Genomic DNA, 14,076 nt, shown 5'->3' with positions numbered 1-14,076 from the left:
CCCCGGCGAAATGGAGCGAATCGGGCATGGATTCCGCAGTGTCACGACAGTCGAGCGGGGCTTCTTTGTACCACCCGCCACAGGGCGGGCTGCGGTTCGGTCCACCCCTGTTCCCAAGGGAGAACCGGCCCGTGATGCCGCCGTTACGCCTAAGCCGCCGTCAGTTGCCGAATGCCACCATGGATCGCGCCTCGATCTCCTCGTCGTTGCTGCCGCTCATCCTCGTCTGCATGAGGAAGGAGCGTCCGCCCACGTAGGCGATGCGCGGGTCGTAGAAGCCGCGTTCGGTGGCGGCGCCCGACGCCGGGTGGCGCAGCAGCATCTGCGGGGTGCCGCCGGTGGGCGGGAGGGTGGCGATGCCGCCGCCCTTGTTCTTGGCCGCCTCGACGTACATCAGCAGCTTGCCGCCCTCGGTCCGCATCGGCACGAAGGGCTGGTCGGCCGGGGAGGCGACCGTCCACTTGTGCTTGCCGGTGGTCAGGTCGAACGCGGCGACCCTGTTGCCGGTACCGGCCTTGATGTCGACGGGCCCGGTCGCCATGTAGAACGTGTTCGCATCGGCGGCCACCCCGACGCAGTTGTCGAGGTCGGCCCCCTGGACGATCATGTCCTTGTCGCACTTGGGCGCGTAGTTGCCCGGTCCGCCGGAGAGCTGGGTGCGGTAGGTGCCGTCGGCGTTGAGCACGAGGATGCCCCACTTGTCCGGCTGCTTGAGCGAGATCACCACGGGGTCGGCGGAGTAGATCTGCGCGACCTGCCAGCCCTTCTTCACCTTGTACGTCCACAGCCGCTTTCCGGTGGCGGGGTCGATCTTCTGTACCTGCTGTTCCTTGTGGTCGTCCGCGGCGGTCTGGCAGCTCGCGGCGGCGATCGCCACGTCGCCGCTGGCGAACCCGAACGGCTGGCAGTTGCCGGGCAGTTCCCCGAACAGCACCTTGCCGTCGCTGACCCGGAAGGCGTCGGTCCTGCTGGTGCGGCCCACGGTCACGGTGTCGCCGTTGATCGACATCGCGAGGTCGGACAGCCCGTCCCAGGCGCCCTGGCGGACGTACGACTTGCGCCAGCCGGCCTTGCCCGTCCTGAGGTCGATCATCTGCAGGTCTCTGCATTCCGCGTCGCCCGCGGTGGTGTGCTTGATGCCCAGGACGATCTTGCCGTCGGCGGTGGGCCGGGAGGGCGCCGCACACGCGTTGGTGGGCAGCCGCAGGCTCCACCTGAGCTCACCGTCGGTGACGGAGTAACCCGAGACGGTGTGGAACATGGCCTTGACGATGGTGTCGCCGACGATCCACGGCCCGTACACGTCGTCGCCGAGCTCCGGCAGATCGACGCCGCCCTTCTGGATCCAGAGGGCCTTCGCCTCGCCGGGCTCGAGCGCGGCGTTGATGGCGTCGGCCTCCGCGCGGGGGCTGATCGTGTCGTCGCCCTTGTCGTCGTCCTTGCCGCCGCCCTCGGTCGGCGAGGGCGAGACCTTCGGGTGTCCCGAGCCGTGACCGGAGTTCGTGGGCCTGCCGCCGTTGTCGTCCCCGCCGGAGACGTACCAGATACCGCCACCGGCCAGGAGCGCCACCGCGAGCACGGCACCGACGAGCACGCCGGTCCTGCCGCGGAACCGTCCGCCGCCCCGGGGCCCGCCGGACTGCGGCGGCTGCGGTGGCGGGTAGCCGTACCCCTGGGGCGCCTGCCCGTACGGGCCGGGCTGCGGCGGGTAGCCGTAACCCTGGGGCGCCTGCGGTCCGTACGGGCCGGACCGACCGGGCACGCCGTACGGGCCGGGCTGCGTGGGCTGTCCGTAGGGGCCGGGCTGCTGGGGACCGGCGCCGTACGGGCCGGACGGCTGCGCCGTGCCCTGGCCCGGGGTGGGGGGCGTGTCGGGCGGCGGGCCGTAAGGGGCTCCGAACTCACCCTGCGGCGGCTGCTGTCCGGGCGGCTGGCTCATCGGCCCGTCCCCCTGTTCCTTTGTCACCTGCGGTGCGGCACGGTCCGGCTACCGCGCCGGGCAAGATCTCTTTCTACCATCCGCCCCACAAGCCCCACCGGCCACACCGGCGGGGCCAGTCACCCCAGTTGTGCGGTGCCGCCCCTCAGCGGTCAGGAGTCCTCGGCCAGTTCCAGCCAGCGCATCTCCAGCACATCGCGCTCCGCCACCAGTTCACGCAGTTCGGCGTCCAGCTTCGCCACCTTCTCGAAGTCCGTGGCGTTGTCGGCGATCTGGGCGTGCAGCGTCGTCTCGCGGGTCGACATCTTGTCGAGCTGCCGCTCGACCTTCTGCAGCTCCTTCTTCGCCGCACGTGCGGCCTGCGGCGAGACGGCCGGTGCCGACGCGGCGGCCTGCGGGGCCGACGCGGGGACCGAGGCGGGCGTGACCGTCCCGGCGAGCCGCAGCCTGCGTTCCAGGTACTCGTCGATGCCGCGCGGCAGCATCCGCAGCGAGCGGTCACCGAGCAGCGCCATCACGCGGTCCGTGGTCCGCTCGATGAAGAACCGGTCGTGGGAGATCACGATCATCGACCCGGGCCAGCCGTCGAGCAGGTCCTCCAGCTGGGTCAGGGTCTCGATGTCGAGGTCGTTGGTGGGCTCGTCGAGGAAGAGGACGTTGGGCTCGTCCATCAGCAGCCGCAGGATCTGCAGCCTGCGCCGCTCACCGCCCGACAGATCGCCGACCGGGGTCCACTGCTTCTCCTTCGTGAAGCCGAACTGCTCGCAGAGCTGCCCCGCGGTCATCTCCCGGCCCTTGCCGAGGTCGACCCGGTCACGCACCTGCTGGACCGCTTCCAGCACCCGCAGGTTCGGGTTGAGCTCGGCGACCTCCTGGGAGAGGTAGGCGAGCTTCACCGTCTTGCCGACGATGATCTTCCCCTCGGCGGGCTGCTCCTCGCCCTGGGTGCGGGCGGCCTCGCCCAGCGCCCGCAGCAGCGAGGTCTTGCCCGCGCCGTTGACCCCGACCAGGCCGACCCGGTCACCGGGACCGAGCTGCCAGGTGAGGTGCGTGAGCAGCGTCTTGGGCCCTGCCTGGACGGTCACGTCCTCCAGGTCGAAGACCGTCTTGCCGAGCCGGGCGTTGGCGAACTTCATCAGCGCGCTGGTGTCGCGCGGCGGCGGCACATCGGCGATCAGTTCGTTGGCCGCCTCGATGCGGTAGCGCGGCTTGGACGTACGGGCGGGGGCGCCGCGCCGCAGCCAGGCCAGCTCCTTGCGCATCAGGTTCTGGCGCTTGCCCTCCTCGGTGGCGGCGATCCGCTCCCGTTCGGCACGGGCGAAGACGTAGTCGCTGTAGCCGCCCTCGTACTCGTGGACCGCACCGCGCTGGACGTCCCACATGCGCGTGCAGACCTGGTCGAGGAACCACCGGTCGTGGGTGACGCAGACCAGCGCCGAGCGGCGGGCCCGCAGATGGCCGGCCAGCCAGGAGATGCCCTCGACGTCAAGGTGGTTGGTCGGCTCGTCGAGGACGATCAGGTCCTGTTCGGCGATGAGCAGCTTCGCGAGCGCGATCCGGCGGCGTTCCCCGCCGGAGAGCGGGGCGATGACGGTGTCCAGGCCGTGTTCGAAGCCCGCCAGGTCGAGACCGCCGAAGAGTCCGGTCAGCACATCGCGGATCTTGGCGCTGCCCGCCCACTCGTGGTCGGCGAGGTCACCGATGACCTCGTGGCGGACCGTGGCCTTGGGATCCAGCGAATCGTGCTGGGTCAGGACGCCCAGCCGCAGCCCGCCGTTGTGGGTGACGCGGCCGGTGTCCGCGTCCTCCAGCTTGGCGAGCATCCGGATGAGGGTCGTCTTGCCGTCTCCGTTACGACCGACGACACCGATCCGGTCCCCCTCGGACACACCGAGGGACACACCGTCGAGCAGCGCACGGGTGCCGTACACCTTGCTGACCTGCTCGACATTGACGAGGTTGACGGCCACGAACGCTCCAGCTCGAAGGAAAACTCTGACCTTCAGCGTAGTCGCCACGGTGCGGAGCTCCGCACGAGCGCTCGCTCACCCGTGCGGGGCGGGCCCGTAACCGGCTCCCGCGGGGCCCCGTACGTGCGGTACCTTGCCCGAAATGATCAAGGCCCGGGGGGCGGGCCCTGAATTGCGCCGGGGTGGGGACTTCATGGTGGGTCGTACGGTTCGCGGGCTGGTGCCCGTACTGCTGGTCGCGGGGGCGCTGACGGGCTGCTCGTCGGAGTCGGGCGACGGTGCGAAGGCGGGCCCCGGCCCGGACGGCGGGGCGACGAAGCGGGCCGCCGGGAAGACGGCGGCCAGGGGCGGCACGGTCGGGGGCGCCGGTTCCGGGTGCGAGCTGCGGGTCACCTTCGATGTGGCGAAGGGCTGGAAGGCGAAGGCCGTCGCCCCCGAGACCGACCCGGAGTTCGCCGCTCTCGCCACGCAGGGTCCGGTCTCGATGGCCTGTGAGATCGACGCGAAGCCGGCCGGGCACATCGGATTCCTGCGGGTCTGGCAGGGCGACGGCAAGGGCGGCTCCCCGCGCCAGGCGCTGGAGGGCTTCGTGAAGGCCGACGAGAACGCCTCGAAGATCACGTACAGGCAGAGCACGGTCGGGAAGCTGTCCGTGGTCGAGGCGGGCTACACCGTCCACAGCAAGGTCATGGACGAGTCGCGCGAGGCACACGCCTTCGCCGTAGCCACCCCCGAAGGCCCGGTCGTGGTGCACCTGGGCGGGCTGGACACCCAGGAGCACCGGAGCATGCTCCCCGCCTACGAGCTGGCGAAGCGGAGCGTGCGGCTCGGCTGAGCCTGGCCGCACGTCCGCGGCGCCACGGTCAGCGGAGCGTGGCGCCCGGCGCGGGGGATGTCGCGATCCGGGCGTTGCGGCACGTTCCCGAGGCGATGAGCGCGTCGGCGACCTTGCGGGCCGACGCCTCGTCCTCGGTCAGGAACGCGGTGGTCGGGCCGGAGCCCGAGACCAGCGCGGCGGCCGCGCCCGCGGTGGTGCCCGCCGCGAGGGTGTCGGCCAGCGAGGGGCGCAGTGACAGCGCCGCGGGCTGCAGGCCGTTGCTCAGGGCGCCCGCGAGTGCCGTGGTGTCACCGGCGCGCAGCGCCGCCAGGAGCGCGTCGGACGCGACGGGCGCGGGCACCTGCGTGTCCGCGGTGAGCCGGTCGAACTCGCGGTAGACGGCCGGGGTGGAGAGGCCGCCGTCCGCGACCGCGAAGACCCAGTGGAAGGTACCGCCGACCTCGACGGGCGTCAGCTGCTCGCCGCGGCCCACTCCGAGGGCCGCGCCGCCGACCAGGCTGAACGGGACGTCGCTGCCCAGCTCGGCACAGATGGCGAGCAGTTCCTCGCGGGTGGCGCCGGTGGACCAGAGCGCGTCGCAGGCCAGCAGGGCGCCTGCCCCGTCGGCGCTGCCGCCCGCCATCCCGCCCGCGACCGGGATGTCCTTGTCGATGTGGATGTGCACACGGGGTGCGATGCCGTGCCGCTCGGCGAGGGCGATCGCGGCGCGGGCGGCGAGGTTGGTGACGTCCAGGGGGACCTGGGCTGCGTCGGGCCCCGCGCAGGTGACGCGCAGCCCGTCGGCCGGGGTGACGGTGATCTCGTCGTACAGGCCCACGGCGAGGAAGACGTTGGCCAGGTCGTGGAAGCCGTCGGGGCGCGGGGCGCCGACGGCGAGCTGGACGTTGACCTTGGCCGGTACCCGGACGGTGACACTCACTCGGCGCTCCCGGCGGCCTGGTCCGCTGCGGCGGGCGCCGCGGGCTTGTTCTCGGCGATGGCGGCGAACTCCTCGACCGTCAGTGCCTCGCCGCGGGCCTGCGGCGAGACGCCGGCCGCGACCAGGGCGGCCTCGGCGGCGGGCGCGGAGCCCGCCCAGCCGGACAGGGCCGCCCGCAGCGTCTTGCGGCGCTGGGCGAAGGCGGCGTCGACGACCGCGAAGACCTCGGCCTTGCTCGCGGTGGTGGCGACCGGCTCGGCCCGGCGCACCAGGGACACCAGTCCCGAGTCGACGTTCGGGGCGGGCCAGAAGACCTTGCGCCCGATGGAGCCGGCGCGCTTGACGTCCGTGTACCAGTTGGCCTTGACCGACGGCACTCCGTAGACCTTGTTGCCCGGGGCGGCGGCCAGCCGGTCGGCGACCTCGGCCTGGACCATGACCAGGGTCCGCTCGATGCTCGGGAAGCGGTCGAGCATGGTGAGCAGTACGGGCACGGCGACGTTGTACGGGAGGTTCGCGACCAGTGCGGTGGGCGGCGGGCCGGGCAGTTCCCGTACCAGCATCGCGTCCGAGTGGACGAGGGTGAACCGGTCCGCGCGCTCCGGCATCCGGGCGGCGACGGTGGCCGGCAGGGCGCCCGCCAGCACGTCGTCGATCTCGACGGCGACGACCCGGTCGGCCGCCTCCAGCAGCGCCAGGGTCAGCGAACCCAGGCCGGGGCCGATCTCGACCACCACGTCGTCCGGGCGGACTTCCGCGGTCCGCACGATCCGCCGGACCGTGTTGGCGTCGATGACGAAGTTCTGGCCGCGCTGCTTCGTGGGGCGTACGCCCAGCGTCGCGGCCAGCTCGCGGATGTCTGCGGGGCCCAGGAGGGCGTCGGGCTCTGTGGTGCTCACCCGTCAAGCCTACGGCCGCCGGGCGGCGCCGTAGCTCGCCCCCGCTGCCCGCACGGTCCGCGGGGACCGCGGGACAGCGCTCAGCCCGGCTTGGGCGCCGGACCGGGCCCGGTGCCGGCCCGCACGACCCGGCTGACGGGCTCCCGCACCAGCTCCGCGTCCACCTCCCTGGGCTTCTGCCGGACGCCGTTGACGGTCCGCAGGGTGTACAGGACGCGGCGCGAGCCGTCCCGCCCCTCCCGTTCGACGACCTCCGTGCCGACGGCCAGCGAACTGTCCCCGGTCCGTTCGACGGCGTACGCCAGTGGCTCCTCGCGCACCTCCCGGGTGGTGGTGATCCTCAGCACCGAGACGGTCTGGCCGTCGCGCGGGAAGCTGTCGGGGGCCACGGATGTGGTGTCCTCGCCGCGCAGGGCGACGCCGGCCCGTGCGACGGCCTCGCGGACGGTGGCGGCGTTGGTGCGGACGGTGTGTTCGCGGCCGTCGGCCATCACGGTCACGGTGCGCTCCGTGCGTACGTCCAGCGCCAGTCCGGTGCGGCCGATCGGCGCGGCCCGGGAGACGGAGAGGTAGGCCCCCTCGGCGCGCACCCCGATCCGGCGCAGGGCGTCGCCGACCGTGTGCTCGGAGGTCCAGACGCGGCGCCGCACCCCGTCGAGGGTGAGCGTCACCGGGCGCCGGCTGCGGACGGTGATCTCGTCGCCGTCGCCGAGCTCGCTGCCGGGCGCCGGGAACACCGTCCCGGGTCCGCCGACGGCGATGCCCTGGTCGGCGAGGAGTTCGCCGACGTCGTCCGCGAAGGTGTGCAGGGTGCGGGGCTCCCCGTCGATGTCCAGGGTCACCGCCTTGTCGTCGGCGACGAACGCGGTGGTGCCGCCCGCCAGGAACGCGACGACGAGGGCCTGCGGGACCAGGCGGCGCAGGTTCTCGGAGCGGACAGGCACCCTGCGCCGCCGGGCGGCCCGCCGCGCACCCGCCCGGCCGCCGGGAGCGGGCACGGTGAAGGCCGGCACGGTGGGGGTGGGCACGGTGAACGCCGGCATGGTGGGGTGGGCGTCGCGGCGACGGGCGGGACGGTGAACGCCGGCACCGTGGGGGCCTGCCAGGGGCCCGTGCGGGGGCCGGTGACCGGGGCGGGGCCGCCCGCCACCAGGTCGACGGCGGTCGGCGCGTGCAGCGGCCACGCGCCGAGCGTCAGCTCCTCGTGCAGCGGTACGGGCGACGGGCCCGGGACGACGGCGGTGACGGGGCCGCGCGGAGTCACGGCCGCCGTGCGCCCCCGGCCACGTGCAGCACGGTGGCTGCCCTGCGAATTGCTCACGACGCTCCAGAAGATCCGTACCGGCCGGCTCACTCTTGGCGCCCGGGACGATAGCGGAGCTCCTGTGACTCTCCAAAGCGGCGCGACTACCCAGCGTCGCGAACGGCCGGGTCAGTAGTCGAACGCGCGAGCCGTGTTCTCGGCGATCGCCGACGCCAGGGTGTCCTCGTCGATGCCCTTCACCGCCGCCATGGCGCGCAGCGTGACCGGAATCAGATACGGCGCGTTAGGCCGTCCGCGGTACGGGGCGGGGGTCAGGAACGGTGCGTCCGTCTCGACCAGGACCAGTTCCGTGGGCGCCACGGCCAGCGCGTCGCGCAGCGGCTGGGCGTTCTTGAACGTCATGTTGCCCGCGAAGGACATGAAGTACCCGGCGTCCGCGCAGATCCGGGCCATGTCGGCGTCGCCGGAGTAGCAGTGGAAGACGGTCCGCTCGGGAGCGCCCGCCTCCGCGAGGATGCGCAGCACATCGGCGTGCGCCTCGCGATCGTGGATGACGAGCGCCTTGCCGTGCCGCTTGGCGATCTCGATGTGGGCCCGGAAGGACTCCTCCTGGGCCGCCATGCCCTCGGGGCCGGTCCGGAAGTGGTCGAGCCCGGTCTCGCCGACGCCCCGCACGTGGTCCAGCGCGGCCAGCGCGTCGATCTCGGCGAGGGCCTCGTCGAGGGCGGCCCTGCCGCCCGCCTCGCGGGCACCCTGCCGCGACCAGCCGTCCGGATCCCCGTGCACGATCCGCGGCGCTTCATTGGGGTGCAGGGCGACCGCCGCGTGCACGCTCGCGTGCGCGGCCGCGGTCTCGGCGGCCCAGCGCGACCCCTTCACGTCGCATCCCACCTGGATCACGGTGGTCACGTTCACCGCGGCGGCCCTGGCAAGGCCCTCCTCCACGGTGCCGTCCTGCATGTCCAGGTGGGTGTGCGAATCGGCGACCGGCACCCGGAGGGGTTCGGGCAGCGGCGGGGCTTCGGTACGGCTCATGGCCACGATCGTACGAGGACCGCGGCCGGAGCCTCACTCGCGGTGGAAGGGCCTGGGCCTCACTTGCGGTGGAACTTGGGCCTCACTTGCGGTGGAAGGGGTGGAGCAGGTCGGAGAGGTGCCAGTGGTGCCCGCCGGTGGGAGCGGCGGTGGCCGCCACGGCCTCGCTCTCCCGCTCACGGGCGTCGGCTGCGGCGTCGGAGTCGCGGTTGCGCAGGAGCTGCTGGACCGTCGAGACCCGGCCGGCCCGCATGATCCGGACGACATGCCCGCCGCAGTTCGTGCAGGTGGGCGTGGAAAGGGGCGAGGGCACACGTTCGCCGTCCGCCTTGTAGACCACGAATGCGTTGTGGGAAGCGTCGACGTGGTGCTCTATCTCGTAGGCCTGTTCCCAGCCGAATCCGCACCTCATGCAGGCGAAGGCATACGCCTCGTGCACGGTGCTTGCTGCGATCTCGCTCATGCCTGCTCCTCTTGTCCGCCGGACAAGCACTCCGGAGAATGCGTCCTGCTGTCCAGTGGACGCCTTTACCGGCGGGAGCGCACCGGGCCCTGTCGAGTGTTTGAGCGGTCTTGGCCTTCTCGTGGCAAAAGGGGCCGGTACGCGGCTTTCGCTTTGCCTTTCACGATAGTCCTTTGCCGTCCGCAGGGCCGGTCCGAGCCGCATTCTTTGCTGCCACGACGGCGTCGAACACCTCGCGTTTGGGCAGCCCCGCGTCCGCGGCCACGGCGGCGATCGCCTCCTTCCGCCGCTCCCCCGCCTCCTCTCGCACCTGCACCCTGCGCACCAACTCCTCGGCGTCCAGTCCCTCGGCCCCGGAGTCGGCCGCGCCCTCGACGACGACGGTGATCTCACCGCGTACGCCCTCGGCCGCCCAGGCCGCGAGTTCGCCCAGCGGACCGCGCTTCACTTCCTCGTACGTCTTGGTCAGTTCCCGGCACACGGCGGCGCGCCGGTCGGCGCCGAACACCTCGGCCATCGCGGCCAGGGTGTCGTCGAGCCGGTGCGGGGCCTCGAAGAAGACCATGGTGCGGCGCTCGTCGCCGACCTCGCGGAGCTTGCCGAGGCGTTCGCCCGCCTTGCGCGGCAGGAAGCCCTCGAAGCAGAACCGGTCCACCGGCAGCCCGGACAGGGCGAGCGCGGTGAGCACGGCCGACGGGCCGGGCACCGCGGTGACCTTGATGCCGTGCTCCACCGCGGCGGCGACGAGCCGGTAGCCGGGGTCGGAGACGGACGGCATCCCGGCGTCCGTGACCAGCAGCACGCGGGCGCCGCCGGTCAGCGCCTCGACGAGTTCGGGCGTACGGGCGGACTCGTTGCCCTCGAAGTAGGAGACGACACGCCCCGTCGTGTGGATGCCCAGCGCCTGGGTCAGCCGGCGCAGCCGGCGGGTGTCCTCGGCGGCGACGACGTCGGCCGTCTCCAGTTCGGCGGCGAGGCGTGGCGGGGCGTCCGCCACGTCACCGATGGGGTCCCTGCGAGTACCAGCGTTCCAGTCGTTCCAGTCACAACGTCCATACTCCCAGCACGGGCGACACCGCTCGCACAGATGCGTTCCCTACGATGGCGCGGTGACGAGTACAGCGCCCGAAGCCCGGCAAGGCCAAGACGCCGGGGATCAGCACGGCCCGGAGCCGACTTCCTGGCAGCAGCGGCTGCGCCGCTTCGGTCATTCACCGCGGCCCGGGATCGGGCTGCGGGAACGGCTGGTTCCGCCGTACACCCGCCCCGGGAGCCAGCTGTGGGCGGTGCTCGGCGTGCCCCCGCTGCTCGCGGACCGGCTGCTGCGCTGGTCGGCCTGGGGCGGTCCGCTGCTGGTGGCGCTGGTCGCGGGGGTGCTGCGGTTCTGGAACCTGGGCAGCCCGCACGCGGTGATATTCGATGAGACGTACTACGCCAAGGATTCCTGGGCGCTGATCAACCAGGGGTACGAGGGGCCTGGCCCAAGGACATCGACAAGCTGATCCTCAGCGATCCGTCCCGGGTGAAGATCCCGGTGGACCCCGGCTACGTGGTGCATCCGCCGGTCGGCAAGTGGATCATCGGGATCGGGGAGCAGCTCTTCGGCTTCACCCCGTTCGGCTGGCGGTTCATGGTCGCGGTGCTCGGCACGCTGTCGGTGCTGATGCTGTGCCGGATCGGCCGCAGGCTCTTCCGCTCCACGTTCCTGGGCTGCCTGGCGGGCGCCCTGCTCGCGGTGGACGGGCTGCACTTCGTGATGAGCCGCACCGCGCTGCTCGACCTGGTGCTGATGTTCTTCGTGCTGGCCGCGTTCGGCTGTCTGCTGATCGACCGCGACTGGGCCCGGCGCCGGCTCGCGGCCGCGCTGCCGGTCGACGCGGAGGGGGTGCTGCGGCCGGACGCCGGGGTCGCGGAGAACCTGCGGCTCGGCTGGCGCCCATGGCGTCTGGCGGCCGGGCTCTCGCTGGGGCTCGCCTTCGCCACCAAGTGGAACGGGCTGTACATCCTGGTCGCGTTCGGCCTGATGACGGTGTTGTGGGACGTGGGGGCACGGCGTACGGCGGGTGCGGTACGGCCGTACGCGGCGGTGCTGAAGCGGGACGTGGTCCCGGCGTTCTTCTCCACGGTGCCGGTCGCGATCCTCACGTACATCGCCTCGTGGACCGGCTGGATCATTCACAACTCCCCCAGCCGGCACGGCTACTACCGGGACTGGGCGGCCACCGACGGCAAGGGCGGCAGCTGGACCTGGCTGCCCGACTGGCTGCGCAGCCTGTGGCACTACGAGAACCAGGTCTACGAGTTCCACGTGAACCTGACGTCCGGCCACACCTACCAGTCCAACCCGTGGAGCTGGATCGTGCTGGGCAGGCCGGTCTCGTACTTCTACGAGGAGCAGAACGGCTGCGCCGCGTCGGAGACCGGCAAGTGCGCACGCGAGGTGCTGGCAATCGGCACCCCGCTGCTCTGGTGGGCCTCGTGCTTCGCGCTGCTCTACGTGCTGTGGCGCTGGCTCTTCCGACGCGACTGGCGGGCGGGCGCGATCGCCTGCGGTGTCGCCGCGGGGTGGGTGCCGTGGTTCCTCTACCAGGAGCGCACCATCTTCCTTTTCTACGCGGTCGTGTTCGTGCCGTTCCTGTGCCTCGCGGTGGCGATGATGATCGGCGCGATGCTGGGTCCGGCGGCGGGTACCGGGACAAAACACGAAATGGGCCTGACGACCAGTGACCCCTCGGGAGAACGGCGCCGGACCCTGGGAGCGGTCGCGGCGGGCGTACTTGTCCTGCTGATTGTCTGGAATTTCATCTATTTCTGGCCGCTGTACACCGGAACCTCCATTCCGGAGAACTCCTGGCGCGACCGGATGTGGCTGGATACCTGGATTTAGCTGGCCTGTTCACGCCATGGCGGATCGCGTTCCGATAACAACGGACTCCGCTGTCACAGCAGTCCCGTAAAGTGCCCGGAAAAGCCCCCTTGAACATGTTCAAGGGGCCTCCTGGGGAGGGGGACTGCACGCATGCGCAGTGGAGCGAAGGTCGCCGTGATCGGCGGGGTGTTCGCCGTCGTGGTCGGCGGGGTGGGCTACGGGGCGTACAACGTCCTGGACGGGCTCGGGGACAGCGGAGTCGGCGGCGGCTCGGATGCGAAGACCACCTCGCAGGAGGTGCGGACCGGCCCGGTCACCAAGGACGAGATAGCCCAGACGTCGAAGAACTTCCTCGCGGCGTGGGCGAAGGGCGACGCGGAGGTCGCGTCCAAGCTCACCAACAACGCGGCGGACGCCGCATCCGTCCTGACGCAGTACAGCGAGTCGGCACACGTCACCAAGGCCGTGATCACCCCCGGCGCGGCAACCGGCTCGAAGGTCCCCTACACGGTCCGGGCGACCGTCTCGTACAAGGGGAAGACCAAAACCTGGTCCTACGACTCGGACCTGACCGTGGTGCGCGGCCTGACCACCGGCCACGCGCTCGTCGACTGGAAGCCCAGCGTCATCCATCCGGAACTCCGGGAGGGCGAGACCCTGGAGACCGGCGAGTCCTCGACCGCGTCGATCGAGGCGGTCGACCGCAACGGCCAGGTGCTCAGCAAGGAGAAGTACCCGTCGCTGGGCGGCATCCTGGACGAGCTGCGCAAGAAGTACGGCGAGAAGGCCGGCGGCACCACGGGCATCGAGACCTGGATCAACAGCGCCAACGCGGACGGGGTGGACAAGACGCTGCTGACCCTCGTGAAGGGGAAGCCCGGCCGGGTGACGACCACGCTGGACGCGAAGATCCAGGCGGCGGCCGAGGCGGCGGTGAAGAAGTTCGACAAGTCGTCCGTGGCGGCGGTGGAACCGTCGAGCGGTGCGATCCGGGCCATCGCCAACAACCCGGCGAACGGCTTCGAACCGGCCCGGAGCGCCGCGGTGGCCCCCGGCTCGACGATGAAGATAATCACCGCCGCGATGATCATCCAGAACGGCCTCGGCTCCGCGAACTCGCCGGTCAAGTGCCCGTCCACGGTGCCCTGGGAGGGCGTGACCTTCCACAACCTGGACGAGTTCTCGATGCCTGCCCCCACCTTGAAGACCGCCTTCGCCAGGTCCTGCAACACCGCTTTCATCAAGCCGGTGCTGCCGCTGGGCGACAAGCGGGACACGGCGCTGCACGACGAGGCCGGGCAGTACTTCGGGATCGGCCAGGTCTGGCGGACCGGTATCGCCACGGTCGACGGCAAGGTGCCCGCCTCGGAAGGCTCGGAGACGGCCGCGTCGTTCATCGGCCAGGGCAAGATCCAGATGAACCCGCTGAACATGGCGTCGGTCACCGCCACCGCCGCCCACGGACAGTTCCTGCAGCCCTACATCGTCCCGAAGAGCCTGGACAACCGGACCTTCGCCACCGCGAACCCGCTTCCGGGCGGGGTGTCGGCGCAGCTGAAGGAGATGCTGCACTACACCGCCACGGCTCCGGAGGGCACCGCGACCCAGGCCATGGCGAGTGTGGGCGGCGACAAGGGCGCCAAGACCGGCTCGTCGGAGATCGACGGCCACGCCACGTCCGACAGCTGGTTCACCGGCTACAGCAACGACCTGGCAGCGGCGGCCCTCGTCCAGTCCGGCGGCCACGGCGGCGACGCGGCCGGGCCGGTCGTCGCGGCGGTCCTGCTCGCGGGGCCGTGACGGCCGGCGCCAACTCGCCGCAACCGACAGCCCCGGCCACCTGGTCGCGCCCCGCGGGGACCTGTCACCCGCCCCGTGGT

The 14,076-nt window shown here is 71.7% G+C and carries 9 protein-coding genes and 2 pseudogenes; 3 read left to right on the top strand and 8 right to left on the bottom strand.

The window, feature by feature from the left end; translation table 11 throughout:
- Nucleotides 1-160 precede the first annotated feature (160 nt).
- Entirely contained in the window at nucleotides 161-1,939 is a 1,779-nt protein-coding gene (locus LNW71_RS18995; RefSeq protein ID WP_250969326.1) for a PQQ-binding-like beta-propeller repeat protein, read from the bottom strand.
- A gap of 152 nt (nucleotides 1,940-2,091) precedes the next feature.
- Nucleotides 2,092-3,909, bottom strand: a complete 1,818-nt coding sequence (locus tag LNW71_RS18990; RefSeq protein ID WP_250969325.1) for an ABC-F family ATP-binding cassette domain-containing protein — start codon at nucleotides 3,907-3,909, stop codon at nucleotides 2,092-2,094.
- A gap of 193 nt (nucleotides 3,910-4,102) precedes the next feature.
- On the opposite strand from LNW71_RS18990, the gene LNW71_RS18985 reads away from it, so the two are divergent.
- A complete protein-coding gene (locus tag LNW71_RS18985; protein WP_250969324.1) occupies nucleotides 4,103-4,744 on the top strand; it encodes a lipoprotein in 642 nt (213 codons plus the stop codon).
- A 28-nt stretch (nucleotides 4,745-4,772) separates the two neighbouring features.
- Here the strand turns inward: LNW71_RS18985 and LNW71_RS18980 are convergent, their stop codons facing one another.
- The 6 genes and pseudogenes from LNW71_RS18980 to rsmI all read right to left on the bottom strand — a co-directional run bounded on the left by LNW71_RS18980 (nucleotide 4,773) and on the right by rsmI (nucleotide 10,383).
- Nucleotides 4,773-5,666 (bottom strand): 4-(cytidine 5'-diphospho)-2-C-methyl-D-erythritol kinase, encoded by an 894-nt coding sequence (locus LNW71_RS18980; RefSeq protein ID WP_250969323.1) that lies wholly within the window; start codon nucleotides 5,664-5,666, stop codon nucleotides 4,773-4,775.
- The gene (gene rsmA, locus LNW71_RS18975; RefSeq protein WP_250969322.1) at nucleotides 5,663-6,565 is read right to left on the bottom strand and encodes a 16S rRNA (adenine(1518)-N(6)/adenine(1519)-N(6))-dimethyltransferase RsmA; all 903 of its coding nucleotides are present in this window, start codon (nucleotides 6,563-6,565) and stop codon (nucleotides 5,663-5,665) included. The genes LNW71_RS18980 and rsmA overlap by 4 nt, the downstream gene beginning before the upstream one ends.
- Before the next feature lie 80 nt (nucleotides 6,566-6,645).
- Nucleotides 6,646-7,608: a ubiquitin-like domain-containing protein gene (locus tag LNW71_RS18970; RefSeq protein ID WP_374119427.1), complete on the bottom strand. Its 963-nt coding sequence runs from the start codon at nucleotides 7,606-7,608 to the stop codon at nucleotides 6,646-6,648.
- Between the two features lie 389 nt (nucleotides 7,609-7,997).
- Nucleotides 7,998-8,864: a TatD family hydrolase gene (locus LNW71_RS18965; protein WP_250969321.1), complete on the bottom strand. Its 867-nt coding sequence runs from the start codon at nucleotides 8,862-8,864 to the stop codon at nucleotides 7,998-8,000.
- Nucleotides 8,865-8,946: 82 nt separating this feature from the next.
- Nucleotides 8,947-9,327, bottom strand: a complete 381-nt coding sequence (locus LNW71_RS18960) for a hypothetical protein (RefSeq protein ID WP_250969320.1) — start codon at nucleotides 9,325-9,327, stop codon at nucleotides 8,947-8,949.
- 160 nt (nucleotides 9,328-9,487) lie between these two features.
- Nucleotides 9,488-10,383: pseudogene (gene rsmI, locus LNW71_RS18955) on the bottom strand (16S rRNA (cytidine(1402)-2'-O)-methyltransferase).
- A 53-nt stretch (nucleotides 10,384-10,436) separates the two neighbouring features.
- On the opposite strand from rsmI, the pseudogene LNW71_RS18950 reads away from it, so the two are divergent.
- Nucleotides 10,437-12,214, top strand: a pseudogene (locus LNW71_RS18950) (dolichyl-phosphate-mannose--protein mannosyltransferase).
- Nucleotides 12,215-12,346: 132 nt separating this feature from the next.
- Complete coding sequence (locus LNW71_RS18945; RefSeq protein WP_250969318.1) at nucleotides 12,347-13,996, top strand: penicillin-binding transpeptidase domain-containing protein; 1,650 nt, start codon at nucleotides 12,347-12,349, stop codon at nucleotides 13,994-13,996.
- Nucleotides 13,997-14,076 lie beyond the last annotated feature (80 nt).

The organism is Streptomyces sp. RKAG290 (assembly GCF_023701695.1).
Taxonomy (GTDB): Bacteria; Actinomycetota; Actinomycetes; order Streptomycetales; family Streptomycetaceae; genus Streptomyces.
The sequence above is the reverse complement of the archived record's forward strand: the minus strand, read 5'-3'. Positions and strand labels throughout refer to the sequence as shown.